Below are 13806 nucleotides of genomic sequence, written 5' to 3'. Positions count from 1 at the left end.
CCGTAACTACGCCAATTCATAAAGTACATCAGGACAACGTTCTTCATTGCCGGAGCCGTCAGTAAAGCGCACTGGGACAAACCCGTGGCGTTCATAGAAGCGGCGTGCGTCCTGGTTTTGCTGAAAACAATGCAACCTGACCGGCTTCGACGCCAGTGACAACACATGGGTCAACAGCTGCGAGCCGATGCCGCGTCCGACGTAGTCAGGGGCCAGATAAAACTGAGTCAGCCAGGTCAGGCGGTCGCCTTTGTCCAACGAGAGAAATCCGGCGATGCGCTCATCCGCCACGGCGAGCGTCACGGACTCGCGGGGAAGCAACAGGTATCGCACCCAACCACGGACTTCCCGTTCCGAGTGGGCCATAGGAGCATAAGCCAGAAACTTCTTTCGCGACGCCAGCATGATATCAGTCACGGTATCGGCGTCAGCCGCCGTGGCCGGTCGCAATACTACATTCATCGTTTACTACCTCTCAAACAAGCATAGCCGATCGGATGGCCGCTGCTCACCGTCCGGTCTTCACACATCGACGCAGGTGACGGGAGACGCCGATTTTGGCCAAATACGGCGGACTCACCTAAGCTTTAAAACGCACCCGTAAATCAAAACACCACGACGGAAATCCGATGATACGGCGTTTTCACTGGATACGGCTCCCACTGCAATCAGGATCAGCGCGCCGCGCGATCGCCGTGCTGACGCTGTCCCTCCTGCTGCTCCCGTCTTCGTCCGTCATGGCGGCGCAACGACCGACGACCATATTGGCCACACTCAACTGGGAGCCCTATGTCGGCGAAGAGATGCGCAATTTTGGATTCGTCTACGAACTGGTGACGGAAGCGTTCAAACGCGGCGGCTACACGCCCAACGTCAAATTCCTGCCCTGGGCGCGGGCGCTGGACATGACCGAACGAGGGGAAATGGACGCGCTGTTCCCGGAATATTACTCCTCCTCCCGCCTGGAGGATTTCGTTTACTCCGACCCCTTTCTCGGCGGCCCTGTAGGCTTTTACGTACGCAACGACAGCGGCATCCAGTTCAGCGTGGACCCCAGAAGAAATCAGCTTGAGGCGTTACAGGCGCTGTCTCAGTATAAATTCGGCGTGGTGCGCGGCTATATCAACACCGACACCTTTGACAGCGCGTCCTTCCTGTACAAGGAAGACGTCGTCGACGACCTCACCAATTTACAGCGTCTCTTCTATAACCGAGTGCAACTCATCTTCATCGACAAATTCGTCGCCCGCTACCTGCTGGAAAAAAACTACCCGCAATACCTGCGCGACCTCCGTTTTCTGGAGCCGCCCCTGGAGGTCAAATTCCTGTACGTGGTGTTTTCCAAAAAGGCGCCCGACTATGAAGACCAGCTGGCGGCTTTCAACGCCGGCTTGAAAGCCGTGAAAAAAGACGGAACCCTGCAGGATATTTATACTCGTCACGGCTTCCGGGAGGTCTTGGAATACGAAGGGGAGCTGGAAAGCCGTCGACTGATCCCCGCTCACTGAGGAGGGACTGTCCCCTCCTGTGAAGATAGACGCACTCCCTGCCTGTAAACCTTATACAGCAAATACCATGAGAACAGCGCGGGACCACCGCCTGCGACCCAGAACCCTACCAGCACGTCAAAGTCACCCGCCATGAGCCGACCAACCAAGGAGTGTTGATAAGACCGCCCGCCTGTGTCGCCAAGCATATAAATAAAAACTCCATTTCCAGCAATCAAACCCAGCCATATCCATATCGGAACACTTCTCAGAACATAACCTGGGCGCCGTATCCATAACCACACTAATGACAGTAAGGCGAGACCAGTCGCTGCGAAAAAGATCATAATACTGAAATCGAATCCCTGTTCATTCTGTTTCAAATGCCAGATCACTAATGAAAACCCAAAGATATACATCATCGTCGTAGGGAGAATACACAGTAAGCCCAGCAACACCTTTAAACCTTTTAGCGCTACGTTTTTCATCAGCCATCCTTTTCCACATCGGCAGGTTTGCCCTTTAATACGGGGCTTTCTCTCGCGCCTTCCGTCCGCATCAACCAGTCCCTAAACGCCCGGATTTTATTTTCCTCACTACGCGCCGGGTGATGCAATAAATAGTAGTTTTCCGCTTGCGGCAAGTCCCGTTCACTCAACGCCAACAGCGCGCCGGAGCGTAGTTCCTGCGCCACCAGCACTTCCGGCAGCAAGGCGACGCCCAGTCCATGCATCGCTGCTTCGATCACCATGTAGTAATGTTCAAAGCGGGCGCGCCAGGTCGGCGTAGTGAAATCAAAGCCCTGCGCCTCGAACCAGTGAGCCCACACATGAGGCCGGGTGGAATGCAACAACAGGCGACCGGGGTCAGCTTCGCCCCGCCCCAAAGCCTCCAGCTCCTCCCTTAGCGATGGCGCCGCGACCGGCAGCAACCGCTCCTGGAACAGTTTATGTCTCCGCACGCCGGACCAGTCGCCCTGACCGATATACAGCGCCACATCCAAACCATGCTCATTCAGGTCCAATTCGGTGAACGCCTTGGAGAAATCGGAAGGCGTCGTCTTCACTTCGACCGAGATATTGGGATAACGCCGCTGAAAATCCTGCAGCTTGGGAATCAACCATCGGGAGCCTAACGTCGGCAACGCGCCAATCGTCAGCAAACCGCCCTCGCCCCGATGTTGCAGCAATTCATCTGTGCCCAGTGACAGGCGATCCAACGCCTGTGTGACATGAAACAGATAGGCGCGTCCGGCGGCGGTAAGTTGCAGGCGGCGCTTGTGCTGACTGAACAACGGCGTTTGCAGACGTTCCTCCAGCCCGGCGATAGCGCGGCTCACGGCTCCGGGCGTCACACAGAGTTCTTCTGCGGCCTTGGTGAAACTGAGGTGACGGGCGGCGCATTCAAACGTACGCACCGCGTTTAAGGGAGGCAGCATCCGCATAGTGAGAAAATCTCAACCAAATTGAGTTAATATCGCTTTTTAATCGTTAATTTCACAGTGATAATTGCACACAGCTCAATTATCACTTATTTCAGGAGGTATGTATGCGGCCGTTTCATCTGGCCTTTCCCGTGACGAATCTGGACGCCGCCCGCGCCTTTTATGTGGATCGTTTCGGCTGCGCTATCGGTCGTACCGCGGAGCGCTGGATCGACTTTGACTTCTTTGGCCACCAGATTACCGCCCATCTCGTGGAAAGCCCTCAGGAAGACGCCGGCCGCAACGCCGTTGACGGCGACAGCATCCGCGTGCCGCATTTCGGCGTTATTCTGGATAAAAGCGAATGGGAAACAGTGCGTGATCGCATTACCGAACGCTGCGACACCTTCCTGCTGGCGCCAAAAATCCGTTTTGTCGGCGAACCGGGTGAGCAAGGCACCTTCTTTGTCAGCGATCCGTCCGGCAACGTGCTGGAGTTTAAATACTTCAACAGCGACGCCGATATTTTCAGAACCTGATCCCGCTTCCAAACAACGGTAGAGATCTTCATGAACATCGTATTTCACAGCGGCGCATTCGACCTGCGGGAGTGGCGACGAGCCGCGCAAACCATCAGCCCGGAATTCCAGCTGCTGGCGCCAGAAGACGTCGCTATCGAAGAGATTGATGTTCTGCTTATCTGGCGCCCCACTCTGACGGACTGGACCCAGGCGTGTAACCTGAAATTGGTCATCGGTCTGGGCGCAGGCATAGACGGACTGCTTCGACAATTGCGCCTGCCAGCAGGGGTACCGGTAGAGCGTATGCGGGACGCCGGCATGCGTCAGGCGATGTCGGAATACGCCACCTACGCCGTCCTGCATTTTCAACGCAACTTCGACCAGTTTCGGCAAGCGCAACAGGACAAAGTCTGGCTGCCTCACAGCCCTTACCGCGCTAATCGGGAGACCCGCGTCGGCGTACTGGGACTGGGCAGCCTGGGAGGCGCAGTCGCCCAACACCTGAGTCAGTTGGGATATTCAACGTCAGGCTGGTCGCGCAGCGGTAAGTCACTGTCCGGCGTCGCCACTTTCGCCGGCGAGACGGCGCTGGATGAATTTCTCGGGCAATGCGACATTCTCATCAACATGCTGCCTCATAATGCAGCGACGGAGAGCTTCCTGAACCGAGACCGTCTCTCCCGCCTGCCGCAAGGGTCCGCCGTGGTTTGCGTATCCCGCGGTGCGGTGACCGACGAAAACGCGCTTCTGGAGCACCTGGACAACGGCCATTTACGCGGCGTCATGATGGATGTGTTCCAACAAGAACCCTTGCCCGTCGCTCATCCGTTATGGAGCCACCCGAAAGTGTGGGTGACGCCTCATCAAAGCGCGCCCACTCAAATCGAACCGGCTTTGCGGGAAGTCATGGATATCCTGCGGGAACGAGGGCTTGTCTGAGCTTGCCCCGTCAAGTTTCCGTTCTTGCATCCTTTCATCTCTGCAATCCTGGCTTAAGAGACCTACTGTCGCCGTGATAACGCGGCGTCTTGCATCGGCTTCATTACCGGGCGCCGTTGCATGCTTCCGCGTCATTTCGGGGCGGTTTCCCACCTCCAAAACACGACTTTTTGTCTTGTTAAAACAGCAAAAAGCGTGCGCTCACTCACCTGCCAGACAGCGCCTTTTGGTACGCGGTATGCAGGGTAAAAGTTTTTTGTTATCTTCCGGGACTTTCCACTTTTACCGCCACCAATGGATAAGGGCTAGACCATGGCGAACCAAGCCAAAACCAACATCGACTGGATTGATACGGCGAAGGGCGTTTGTATTTTGTTGGTGGTGCTTCACCACGTCATTATTACTTCCTATGCTTTGCCTGGAGTTGAGTTAAGCTCCACCGCCGTCAAGTTTGAACATTTTCACCATTTGGTGAGCACCTATCTGGCGCCATTGCGCATGCCGCTGTTTTTTATGATCTCCGGTTTTCTGGTGCATCGCGCCGTCACTCAGTATCGTTGGAGCGATGTGGCGCAGAAGCGCATCTATAATCTGGCTTACCTTTTTGTGCTTTGGGGCGTATTGCAATGGTTATGCGTTACCGTAGTGGATTGGGCGGCTGGCGCTGAAAAACAACAGCCAGGTGTCACCAACGCCCTGTATTCTTCCAGTCTAACTGAATTCGTATCTCTGACTTTGGCCGGATCAAGCAGTCTTTGGTACCTCTATGCCCTACCCTGGTATTTCACCATCTGCAAATTGTTGTCCAGTCGCTGGCCGCTGGCGATGTTGGTTTTGTTGGCGGGTTATATAATTGGGCAAACCTTTGTCCTTTACTGGCCCACCAAGAGCATTATCGCCTATGGCGTATTTTACGGATTAGGTTGCTTCTACGGCCGTCAACTGTTCTCCCTGCTCAGCCGCATTAGTCTGCGCAGTATTGCATTACTGGCGTTGCTTGGGTTGGCTGCGCTGAGCTTGAAACTGCTGCACTGGGAGCACGCCTTGTTCACCAGCTTGCTGCTAGTGAGTATCAGTGTCATGGGGTTCGCGTTCACGCAATCCATTGCGGATTTCAAAATGTTGCGCTGGATGGGTAAAAACACACTGCAAATTTACGTGTTGCATCGAATATTTATAGAAATAGCTGATGTCTGGCTGGCGCCGGCGCTGATCAAGGCCGGCGTATTCGACAGCAGTGCGGCGGTCACCGGTTGGTACGCGCTGTATCCCACTCTGGCGACCCTGGGCGTCACCGCGCTGTCTCTGTTCGTCTGGAGCCTCACCAATCGCGGCCCGGGCGTCTTTCTTTACACCGCGCCTGATTTCCATGTGCGGGCGGCGCGCCTCTCCGCACTGGTGGTGAAGCGTTAAAAACGAATAGGCCCGGTGCGGCGAACGCATCGGGTGCGTTTACAACGCCCCTTCCACATAGTGATTCACAATGGCCTGATGGCGACCGTTGTTTTTCAGCTGATCCAGCGCCTGCTGAAAACGCTGCACCACGTCATCCGGCGTCTGCAGGCTGAACGCGAAATACTGATCTGAATCTTTCAAAGTAAAGATCTCTTCATAGTCACCCGGTTTCAGTTTCATCTGCTTGATGTACCAGGCTGCGCCCAGCCTGCCGTATGCCCAGGCGTCCACCTGTCCAAGGCTCAGCATCGCCAGAGCCACCTGAGGGCTGGAAGTGCGCCGCAGCGCGCTGTCAGGCACGCCGTTGTTGAGTAACAACTGCTCGCCGATATCGTCGCGCACCGTGGCGATGCGCAGCGTCTTCAAATCCTGCAGAGACGCAACGCGCAGAGATTTATCGCGGCGAGCGGTAATCACGATATGAGAGGGGATAATCGGTCCCACCCATTTGAACAGACCATCACGGTGCTCCGTGCGGGTCATTGCGAACAGCACCGCATTGGGGCTTTGCTGCACATGGGTGTAGGCGCGCGCCCAGGGCATCAACAACATATCTGCGCGGGTTTGCGAGTAACCGGCAATCTGCAGCATCTCTTCCATCAGATCCACAGATACGCCTTGCAGACGACCGTTCTCCGCAAAGTTCAACGGAGCGTAATCCTCCGTCATCATATTTAAGCCGTCCGCGGCGCGGCAGGCGCCCGCCAAAGCGAAACACAGCAAAGCGAGGCGGACGGACAGTCTGATCAGAGCAGAAATTTTCGTCATCATCAGCGATATCCCTTGTGACTGAAAGCGCTGCCCCGGCGCGGGATTGTCTTGTTTGACGCGGTATCCGGACCGGGAATGTTAGACCTGAACCTGACCCATTCTATGCCCCTGCGCGCCGCTTTTTAACCCCTTATGGATTAAGGTTCCGCAGCCTTCACGGCTTGCCAGACCAGAAGCGAACAAACGTCGACGCCCTATCCCCAGGACGCCGTTTACAGGCAAAGATATGGCTAAAACAACCTATTTTATGTCATATACGCCAGTGTTAATCCTCAACGCCATGTGCGACGCTGAAAAATCCAAAAGGCTATCTGAAACACAGTAGACGCAATCAACAATAAAGGTAATACATCCATGAGCGAACTGCTTAATAAGCAATATCGTCTGGCCAAGCGACCAGTGGGCGAACCCGGCGACGATACCTGGGAATTCTGCGAGAAACCTGTCGCGCAGCCAGGCGCTGATGAAGTACTGGTGAAAATTCAATACGTGTCTCTTGATCCCGCCATGCGCGGCTGGCTCAACGAAGGCAAGTCCTACATTGCGCCGGTGCAAATCGGCGACGTCATGCGCGCCGGCGCCGTTGGCGAAGTTATCGCCTCCAACCATGCCGGCTTCACGCCCGGAGACATGGTGGTGGGAACATTGGGCGTCCAGCAATACGCCATCTGCAACGGTAAAGAACTGCACAAAGTCGATACGCGCATCGCCCCGGCGCCACGTTATCTTGGCGTCCTCGGCATGCCCGGTATGACCGCCTATTTCGGACTGTTGGACACCGGCAAGCCGCAAGAGGGCGAGACCGTAGTGGTGTCCGGCGCCGCCGGCGCAGTGGGCGGGGTGGTTGGCCAGATCGCCAAGATCAAAGGATGTCGCGTTGTGGGCATCGCCGGCGGTACTGAGAAGTGTCGCTATCTGATCGAAGAACTTGGCTTTGACGGCGTAGTGGATTACAAGAACGAAGATGTCATGGCGGGTCTGAAGCGGGAATGTCCCAACGGCGTCGACGTGTTCTTCGACAATGTCGGCGGCGATATTCTGGACGCCGTGCTTGCCCGCATCAATCTGCATGCGCGCATTGTCATTTGCGGCGCGATTTCCCAATACAACAACACCAAACCGGTGAAAGGTCCTTCCAACTATCTGTCCTTGCTGGTCAATCGCGCCCGCATGGAAGGGATTGTGGTGTTCGACAACAGCAAACATTACGGCAAGGCGGCCATGGAAATGGCTGGCTGGATGGCCGCCGGCAAACTGAAAGCGAAGGAGCATGTGGTGGAAGGCATTGAAAACTTCCCCAATACGCTGATGATGCTGTTCAGCGGCGACAACTTCGGCAAGCTGGTGCTCAAGGTAGCGGATAACTAAGGAGCGCGGATATGGCTTACGATCTGCAGGACAAGGTGATTCTGATCACCGGCGCCGCCTCCGGCATTGGCAAGGAGACCGCTCTCCTGCTGGCGCAGTTGGGGGCGGAAGTGGTTCTGTCCGACATTAATACGGAACAGGGCGACGCCGTCGCCGCATTGATTCGCGATCAGGGCGGCCGGGCGCATTTCTGCGCCGCCGATGTCACCCAGGCGGAGCAGGTCGCCCAGTTGCACGCCTTTGTGATGGAAGTCTGCGGCAGACTTGATTGCGCCGTTAACAGCGCAGGCGTAGAGCACGTCAACGCGAAGATGGCGGATATCGACGAAGCAACCTGGGATCAGGTGATCGACATCAACCTGAAGGGCGTGTTCCTGTGTATGCGTGAGCAGATCAAATGCATGCTGCCCCGCCGCGATGGGCGCATCATCAACCTCGCCTCTATCGCCGGTCTGCGCAGCGCGCCGTCGCTCGCACCCTACTCCGCCAGCAAGTTCGGCGTGGTGGGGCTGAGCAAGTCCGTTGCGGTTGAATACGCCAGCTCCGGCATTCGCATCAACGCGGTCTGTCCCAGCTTTATCAACACGCCGATGGTGCAACGCGCGCTGCAGGCGATGGACGAGAAGAAGGCGCTTAAGGTAGTGCGCGCCAATCCGATGCAACGGTTGGGCGAGCCGGCGGAAATAGGGCGTATGATCGCCTGGCTATGTTCAGATGAATCCAGTTTCATGACCGGACAGGCGGTGGCGCTGGATGGCGGATTAACCGCCTGAAGTCTCATCTGCTCCATCATTGATATGCCGGCGTCTTTCGTCAGCGTGACGAGCGACGCCGGATGTTGAAGGATCATGACGAGGCAGTTACGCCAATCGGCGCGCCGCCTCAAATAGGGGCTCAGAGGGCGTGGCGAACACCAGCCGCGGACCGACATTATGGGTCACCGCCGCCTTGATGATGACCGGGGTTACCGCATCCTGGTAGCGCAGATCAAATTCGATGTCCTCTTCTTCCCCATCGCCCAGTTGCGCCAAGGCCGCTAACGCCAGCGCGATCTTATCCTGCGCCAGCGGTTCATCCAGTTGCCCGCCCAAAGCGTCGAGAAAATCGCTCAGTCCATCGACCCCGCACGCCAGTTCAAATTCATGCATCGCTCCGCTCCTCCGAAGGTTATTCCACATGCGGAAATACTATACTCTTTGGTATCACAGGGAGTTTGATCCAAGGCAGAAAAACGATGTCGCCCATGCACTTGACTTGGGTCAGCAAGATAGCGTTAGCTAGAGCTATCCTAGTAATATTCCGAAACTCCGCTAACAATAATTAAGGATATTGCCTATGACATTTGATGTTGTCACCATCGGCAGCGCCACCGTAGATCACTTCGCCGACACGGATTCCGAGCTGATCCGCATCGACACGCGCACCACACATTCCGAACTCATCGCTTTTCCGTTAGGTAGTAAACTTTTAATCAAAGAGCTCAGAACCACCACTGGCGGCGGCGGCACCAATACCGCAGTGGCATTCTCCAGGCTGGGGCTGAATACCGGCTTTCTGGGCAAAGTCGGCGATGACGCCAATGGCGATTTCGTGCTGAATAAATTGCGCGAGGAACATATCAGTTTCATAGGCGCCCGAGGCGGACAGACCGGCTTTTCCGTTATCCTCAACAGCATCAAGGACGACCGATCCATTCTCGCCTACAAAGGAGCTAACGATCATCTTGAGACGGCGGATATTCAGCCCTTCCAGACCCGCTGGGTATATCTGTCGAGCATGCTGGAGCAGAGTTTCCAGACCGTCTGCGATCTGGTCGCCGGCAACGGCTTCAAGCTGGCCTTCAATCCCAGTAACTATCAGGCGGAGTTGGGCTACGCCAAGTTGTCGAAGTTGATCGACCGGGTGGAAATTCTGGTCATGAATAAAGAAGAAGCCTGTAAATTCCTCGGACTCAATTTCTTCAAGTCGCCATCGGTTCCCGACCTGATTCCAGAGCTGGCGAAGCTGCCGCCGGCCATTTTCGCCATCACGGACGGCGCGGAAGGGGCATATGTCTATGATCGCGAGCATTTGTATTATGCGCGCCCCCTGCCCGACCTGCAGGTAGTGGAGACCACCGGCGCCGGCGACGCCTTCGCCGCAACCTTTACCGCAGCTATTATTCTCGGCGAGAATACCGCCACAGCTCTCCACTACGCCATGACCAATTCAGAATCTGTCCTGCAACATAAAGGCGCCAAGGAAAAGCTGTTACCATTAGCGGAGCTACGGGATATTGCAGCCAGAACCCGTAGAGATATTGAAACACTGAATTTATAACTCGCCGGCGGCGTCCGAATGACGCGCCCGACAGCGCACAGCACGACAGTGGAGCCTCTTTAATGCAAAGCACAGAAACGATTCAATTGGAAGTCAAAAACGCGGTTCCCAGCGGCGGCGAACAAGAGACGACGTTGTGCATCGACTTATGGCGTCAGATTGACGGTTTCTTCAAGGATCGTCCTTTCAAGGTGGAAGACCCCTATCGCGGCAAGCTCGGCGAATACGATATTTCTCTGGATGCGTCAGACATGGTGCGCGCCCTGCAACAAGCCAAGGACAGCTCCGGCAGTTTCAATCACTATCGCCGCAAGCACGCCGAAGACAGCAGCGTCAGCCTGAGCGCCACGCTGAGCCTGAAAGTGGTGGCCCGTAACGACCTGACCGCGCCCTATTCCATTTATCACACCGCCAGCGTATTCATCCAACAGCTGATGCTGGGCATGAATATCGCGCTGCCAGGCTCCTGTCAGCTCCTGGCGACCCAATTCCTCGGCGAGCAGGCGCACCGTTTCGAGGCGCAGGACTTTGACTCCAAGGCGTTCTATGACGCCAATCAAAGCGCCGTGGACCATGGCTGGCCGCGTATCAGCCAGTTAAGTTTTGAGAAGGTCTGGGACTGGTTCGAAATGCTGGGAACCAGCCATCGTAATACCGCGATTTCCACCGCCAACAAAGTCCTGGTGGATATGCTGAAAATAGCCCAGCAGCGCTATCGTTACGGCGCCCGCACCGCCATGCTGGTCGCTAATCAGCTGGAAATGCTGATGGGCGCCCGCAGCGACGAAGACATGTTGCACCTACGCGAGCGGGTCACTCTAGTTCTAGGGCGCCCGCCTGAATCGGCGGACTGCTTCAAAGAATTGTATCGCCTGCGTCACGCTCTGTTTCTTGGCGAGCATCCGGTGCGTCGACCCGCTCTGGGTTATCACGACGCCGACGAAGAGATCAAGCAACAGCTTTCCCAGCACAATTCCGGGGTGGAAAAAGCCATCGCGGTGGTTCTGGCCCTGGTGCAGGATCTGATTGAAACCCAGTCCCGTGAATACACCTTTACCGAGCAAATGAGCCGCAAATAATGCCATTTGCCGAGTGTTAAGGGCGGCGCTGCCGCCCTTTTTCATTGGCTATTGCAAAAGCCCGTCTAAACTTAAAGTAAATAAATCCAACAGACCGACCAGATTTATGCCTTCCGTACTCCGTTCGCCCGGAGCTGTCCGATATTTCAGTGTTTGCGCCGCGCTGCTGGCGTTAATGTGGCTCATCGCCAGTCCGTTATCCCAGGCTGACGCCCTCCAACCCAAACTTCTGCTCGTGCTGAAGGGCGATAGCAACGCTTATTGGCGGCAGGTTTATCAGGGCGCGCAAAAAGCCGCCAACGAGGCTGGCGTCACCTTGTTGCATCGCAGCACCAAGGATGACGGCGACATTGCGGGGCAAATACAGATTCTGTCTTACCACCTTAGCCAAACGCCACCGGACGTCCTGATTCTGGCGCCGAACTCCGCCGAAGATCTGGGCCCCAGTGTGGCTCAATACCGCGCCAAGAATATTCCCGTGCTGGTGGTGGACTCCGATCTCGCCGGCGACGCCCACCAGGGACTGGTGGCCACCGACAATTACGCCGCTGGCCAACTGGCCGCCCGCGCCCTGCTCACCACCCTCGATCTGAGCAAGAAGCGCAATGTGGTTCTGCTGCGCCTGCGGGCGGGCAACTCCTCGACGGATCAGCGGGAACAGGGGTTTCTGGACGTGCTCATGGAGTACGACATGATCCACATCGCCGCCGCTCCGTACGTCGGCGACGATCGCGGCGCCGCGCGCAGCGAAATGTTGCGCTTGCTGAAGGAATTGCCGACCATAGACGGCCTGTTCACACCCAATGAATCCACAACTGTCGGCGCCCTGGTGGCGATTCGGCAAGCGGGTACATCAAAGAGGTTTGGCTTCATCGGCTTCGATCAGACGGAGGAATTGGAAGCGGCGATGTATGCGGGAGAAATCAGCAATCTAGTGGTGCAGAATCCGGAGTATATGGGCTATCTGGCGGTGCAGAGGGCATTGGATCTGATCAAAGGAAAGCCCATACCGGCGTTCACCGACACCGGCGTCAAACTACTGCAGCCGCTGCCCAAGCCCTGAATTAATCACGGTCGCCCTGAAACCAGCGAAACAGATCCATGGCGAACACCATTGATATCGAACAACCGAAAATATATAGCGCAATCAACCATCCAGGCGGCGACTGAGTCGCCTCCTCAGGCAACGCAAGATTGAGTAGATACAATAACAACAGCAACACGCCGCACAGCCTGAGCCGGTAGGCGCGGCTGACCAGTCTGGAAAGCATGAACCACTCCTGATCAAAACCCGAGGGTCTCATTAAATCCTATCCGGCGCCACCGAAACGATAACTCCACCACAGACTCAGCCCTAAGGTCTTGGCCTGCTTCCATTGCAGACGATCCATGGTCACGCCAAGATACAGGTCATAAACCTGCAGGTTGAGATTGAGGGCGTCCGCGTTGAAATAATAGCGCCCCCCCAGCGTCAGCCCCTCATTGAAACGGTAGGCGGCCCCTATGAGACCCAGGTCGGACTTATCGTGACGCCGCCAACCAACGCCCAGACTGACTGCATCGTTCAGGTGATATTCGCTCCATAAAAACCCTCGCAGCGGCAACTCCTGCACGTGATCACGATAGCCTTCATTGCCGCTCAACGCCGGCGACACGTCCAAGGCGCCGTCTTCATCATAATCAATGGTGTCGGAGGTAGCGCGGGCGACCGTCGCCGTCGCGCGATCCCAATATATGCGGTTGAACGCATCCTCCAGCGCCAGACGCGCCTCCCATTGTGGATGCGGCCGCCATTGCAGATACAGATCCACCGCAAACCCATCGCCACTGACGTTTTCCGGCGGACGGTCCAGCAGGTGATCTTCCGTATAGGCGTAATCCAGCTCCAACTCGCCTGTGGGTGAAGCGTCCGGCGTATCCAGATAGCCGCGCAGATAGCCCTCCGTCAGCTCATCCGCACGAAAGTAGGAAAGCGCCAACTTGACGTTGAAAGCCTCCGTCAATGCAAACCGGTAACCCAGCTTAACGCCTTTCGCACGCAGTTGGTTCGCCGCCAGGTAAAGGTCATAGTGGGCGTCGCTTTCATGCGGCAGGTCATTGTTGTAGAGGTATATCAGTTCCGCAGCGTCGGGACTGAATTCAAGGTAGTAGTCGTAACGCTCGACGAAGGACAGGCTCAGGTTGCGATATTCGGCGCCGATCTCGATATGATCATGTGTGTACGCCACATCGCCCCGGGCCACGGGATCGCCTTTCAGGTCATGGGCGATTTGGTAAATCGGCGCCGCATTGCTGTAGGAAAAGCTTTCCACCTCCGTATACAGCCGCCAGTCGTCATCGCTCGCCGCAACCATCTCCCCATAGACCAGCGTGCAACCCAGCGCGCCAATCAGCGTAATACGTCTTAGCTGTTTTCCATAATCAGACAAAAGCCAGATTCCGTT

Annotated in this window: 16 protein-coding genes; 9 read left to right on the top strand and 7 right to left on the bottom strand. The window is 56.1% G+C overall.

Features of this window, described 5'->3' with window-relative positions:
* Nucleotides 1-6 precede the first annotated feature (6 nt).
* Complete coding sequence (locus tag ONV78_RS03050; protein WP_279501002.1) at nucleotides 7-462, bottom strand: GNAT family N-acetyltransferase; 456 nt, start codon at nucleotides 460-462, stop codon at nucleotides 7-9.
* A gap of 167 nt (nucleotides 463-629) precedes the next feature.
* On the opposite strand from ONV78_RS03050, the gene ONV78_RS03045 reads away from it, so the two are divergent.
* Entirely contained in the window at nucleotides 630-1508 is an 879-nt protein-coding gene (locus tag ONV78_RS03045) for a transporter substrate-binding domain-containing protein (RefSeq protein WP_216735956.1), read from the top strand.
* Here ONV78_RS03045 and ONV78_RS03040 read toward each other — a convergent pair.
* Both ONV78_RS03040 and ONV78_RS03035 read right to left on the bottom strand, forming a co-directional pair.
* Nucleotides 1502-1975 carry a hypothetical protein gene (locus ONV78_RS03040; protein WP_279500999.1) on the bottom strand — a complete coding sequence of 158 codons (474 nt, stop codon included), beginning with the start codon at nucleotides 1973-1975 and terminating at the stop codon, nucleotides 1502-1504. The two genes, ONV78_RS03045 and ONV78_RS03040, sit on opposite strands and share 7 nt — an antisense overlap.
* Complete coding sequence (locus ONV78_RS03035; protein ID WP_279500997.1) at nucleotides 1975-2931, bottom strand: LysR substrate-binding domain-containing protein; 957 nt, start codon at nucleotides 2929-2931, stop codon at nucleotides 1975-1977. Before ONV78_RS03035 ends, ONV78_RS03040 begins: the two co-directional genes overlap by 1 nt.
* A 104-nt stretch (nucleotides 2932-3035) precedes the next feature.
* Here ONV78_RS03035 and ONV78_RS03030 point away from each other — a divergent pair, with 104 nt between their 5' ends.
* From ONV78_RS03030 to ONV78_RS03020, 3 genes are all read left to right on the top strand, one after another.
* Nucleotides 3036-3449, top strand: coding sequence for a VOC family protein (locus tag ONV78_RS03030; protein WP_216735953.1), 414 nt, complete (start codon nucleotides 3036-3038; stop codon nucleotides 3447-3449).
* Between the two features lie 30 nt (nucleotides 3450-3479).
* Complete coding sequence (locus ONV78_RS03025; RefSeq protein WP_279500993.1) at nucleotides 3480-4370, top strand: NAD(P)-dependent oxidoreductase; 891 nt, start codon at nucleotides 3480-3482, stop codon at nucleotides 4368-4370.
* Nucleotides 4371-4682: 312 nt separating this feature from the next.
* Nucleotides 4683-5783 (top strand): acyltransferase family protein, encoded by a 1101-nt coding sequence (locus tag ONV78_RS03020; RefSeq protein WP_279500991.1) that lies wholly within the window; start codon nucleotides 4683-4685, stop codon nucleotides 5781-5783.
* Between the two features lie 39 nt (nucleotides 5784-5822).
* Here the strand turns inward: ONV78_RS03020 and ONV78_RS03015 are convergent, their stop codons facing one another.
* Nucleotides 5823-6596 (bottom strand): transporter substrate-binding domain-containing protein, encoded by a 774-nt coding sequence (locus tag ONV78_RS03015; RefSeq protein WP_279500988.1) that lies wholly within the window; start codon nucleotides 6594-6596, stop codon nucleotides 5823-5825.
* A gap of 354 nt (nucleotides 6597-6950) precedes the next feature.
* On the opposite strand from ONV78_RS03015, the gene ONV78_RS03010 reads away from it, so the two are divergent.
* Nucleotides 6951-7964, top strand: a complete 1014-nt coding sequence (locus ONV78_RS03010) for an NADP-dependent oxidoreductase (RefSeq protein ID WP_279500986.1) — start codon at nucleotides 6951-6953, stop codon at nucleotides 7962-7964.
* An 11-nt stretch (nucleotides 7965-7975) separates the two neighbouring features.
* Nucleotides 7976-8737: a glucose 1-dehydrogenase gene (locus ONV78_RS03005; protein ID WP_279500984.1), complete on the top strand. Its 762-nt coding sequence runs from the start codon at nucleotides 7976-7978 to the stop codon at nucleotides 8735-8737.
* An 87-nt stretch (nucleotides 8738-8824) separates the two neighbouring features.
* On the opposite strand, the gene ONV78_RS03000 is transcribed toward ONV78_RS03005, so the two are convergent.
* On the bottom strand, nucleotides 8825-9112 hold the full coding sequence (locus ONV78_RS03000) for a hypothetical protein (protein ID WP_127974168.1): 288 nt from the start codon (nucleotides 9110-9112) through the stop codon (nucleotides 8825-8827).
* A 187-nt stretch (nucleotides 9113-9299) separates the two neighbouring features.
* On the opposite strand from ONV78_RS03000, the gene ONV78_RS02995 reads away from it, so the two are divergent.
* The 3 genes from ONV78_RS02995 to ONV78_RS02985 all read left to right on the top strand — a co-directional run bounded on the left by ONV78_RS02995 (nucleotide 9300) and on the right by ONV78_RS02985 (nucleotide 12425).
* Complete coding sequence (locus ONV78_RS02995; protein ID WP_216735947.1) at nucleotides 9300-10283, top strand: carbohydrate kinase family protein; 984 nt, start codon at nucleotides 9300-9302, stop codon at nucleotides 10281-10283.
* Between the two features lie 62 nt (nucleotides 10284-10345).
* Nucleotides 10346-11362 (top strand): hypothetical protein, encoded by a 1017-nt coding sequence (locus ONV78_RS02990; protein ID WP_279500981.1) that lies wholly within the window; start codon nucleotides 10346-10348, stop codon nucleotides 11360-11362.
* A gap of 106 nt (nucleotides 11363-11468) precedes the next feature.
* The gene (locus ONV78_RS02985; protein ID WP_279500980.1) at nucleotides 11469-12425 is read left to right on the top strand and encodes a substrate-binding domain-containing protein; all 957 of its coding nucleotides are present in this window, start codon (nucleotides 11469-11471) and stop codon (nucleotides 12423-12425) included.
* Nucleotide 12426: 1 nt separating this feature from the next.
* Here ONV78_RS02985 and ONV78_RS02980 read toward each other — a convergent pair whose 3' ends face one another.
* Together ONV78_RS02980 and ONV78_RS02975 are read right to left on the bottom strand one after the other, a co-directional pair.
* Nucleotides 12427-12633, bottom strand: a complete 207-nt coding sequence (locus ONV78_RS02980; RefSeq protein WP_279500979.1) for a hypothetical protein — start codon at nucleotides 12631-12633, stop codon at nucleotides 12427-12429.
* 39 nt (nucleotides 12634-12672) lie between these two features.
* Complete coding sequence (locus tag ONV78_RS02975) at nucleotides 12673-13791, bottom strand: hypothetical protein (protein WP_279500977.1); 1119 nt, start codon at nucleotides 13789-13791, stop codon at nucleotides 12673-12675.
* Between the last annotated feature and the right edge of the window lie 15 nt (nucleotides 13792-13806).

This window comes from Hahella sp. CR1 (assembly GCF_029813005.1).
Taxonomy (GTDB): domain Bacteria; phylum Pseudomonadota; class Gammaproteobacteria; order Pseudomonadales; family Oleiphilaceae; genus Hahella.
The sequence above is the reverse complement of the archived record's forward strand: the minus strand, read 5'-3'. Positions and strand labels throughout refer to the sequence as shown.

Bases quoted from the DNA above. Each gene is read 5' to 3' on its own strand.
- ONV78_RS02995 (WP_216735947.1), top strand. From the start codon at position 9,300: ATGACATTTGATGTTGTCACCATCGGCAGCGCCACCGTAGATCACTTC.
- ONV78_RS03010 (WP_279500986.1), top strand. From the start codon at position 6,951: ATGAGCGAACTGCTTAATAAGCAATATCGTCTGGCCAAGCGACCAGTG.
- ONV78_RS03000 (WP_127974168.1), bottom strand. From the start codon at position 9,112: ATGCATGAATTTGAACTGGCGTGCGGGGTCGATGGACTGAGCGATTTT.
- ONV78_RS03030 (WP_216735953.1), top strand. From the start codon at position 3,036: ATGCGGCCGTTTCATCTGGCCTTTCCCGTGACGAATCTGGACGCCGCC.
- ONV78_RS03020 (WP_279500991.1), top strand. From the start codon at position 4,683: ATGGCGAACCAAGCCAAAACCAACATCGACTGGATTGATACGGCGAAG.
- ONV78_RS03045 (WP_216735956.1), top strand. From the start codon at position 630: ATGATACGGCGTTTTCACTGGATACGGCTCCCACTGCAATCAGGATCA.
- ONV78_RS03040 (WP_279500999.1), bottom strand. From the start codon at position 1,975: ATGAAAAACGTAGCGCTAAAAGGTTTAAAGGTGTTGCTGGGCTTACTG.
- ONV78_RS02985 (WP_279500980.1), top strand. From the start codon at position 11,469: ATGCCTTCCGTACTCCGTTCGCCCGGAGCTGTCCGATATTTCAGTGTT.
- ONV78_RS02990 (WP_279500981.1), top strand. From the start codon at position 10,346: ATGCAAAGCACAGAAACGATTCAATTGGAAGTCAAAAACGCGGTTCCC.
- ONV78_RS03005 (WP_279500984.1), top strand. From the start codon at position 7,976: ATGGCTTACGATCTGCAGGACAAGGTGATTCTGATCACCGGCGCCGCC.
- ONV78_RS03015 (WP_279500988.1), bottom strand. From the start codon at position 6,596: ATGATGACGAAAATTTCTGCTCTGATCAGACTGTCCGTCCGCCTCGCT.
- ONV78_RS02980 (WP_279500979.1), bottom strand. From the start codon at position 12,633: ATGCTTTCCAGACTGGTCAGCCGCGCCTACCGGCTCAGGCTGTGCGGC.
- ONV78_RS03035 (WP_279500997.1), bottom strand. From the start codon at position 2,931: ATGCGGATGCTGCCTCCCTTAAACGCGGTGCGTACGTTTGAATGCGCC.
- ONV78_RS03025 (WP_279500993.1), top strand. From the start codon at position 3,480: ATGAACATCGTATTTCACAGCGGCGCATTCGACCTGCGGGAGTGGCGA.
- ONV78_RS03050 (WP_279501002.1), bottom strand. From the start codon at position 462: ATGAATGTAGTATTGCGACCGGCCACGGCGGCTGACGCCGATACCGTG.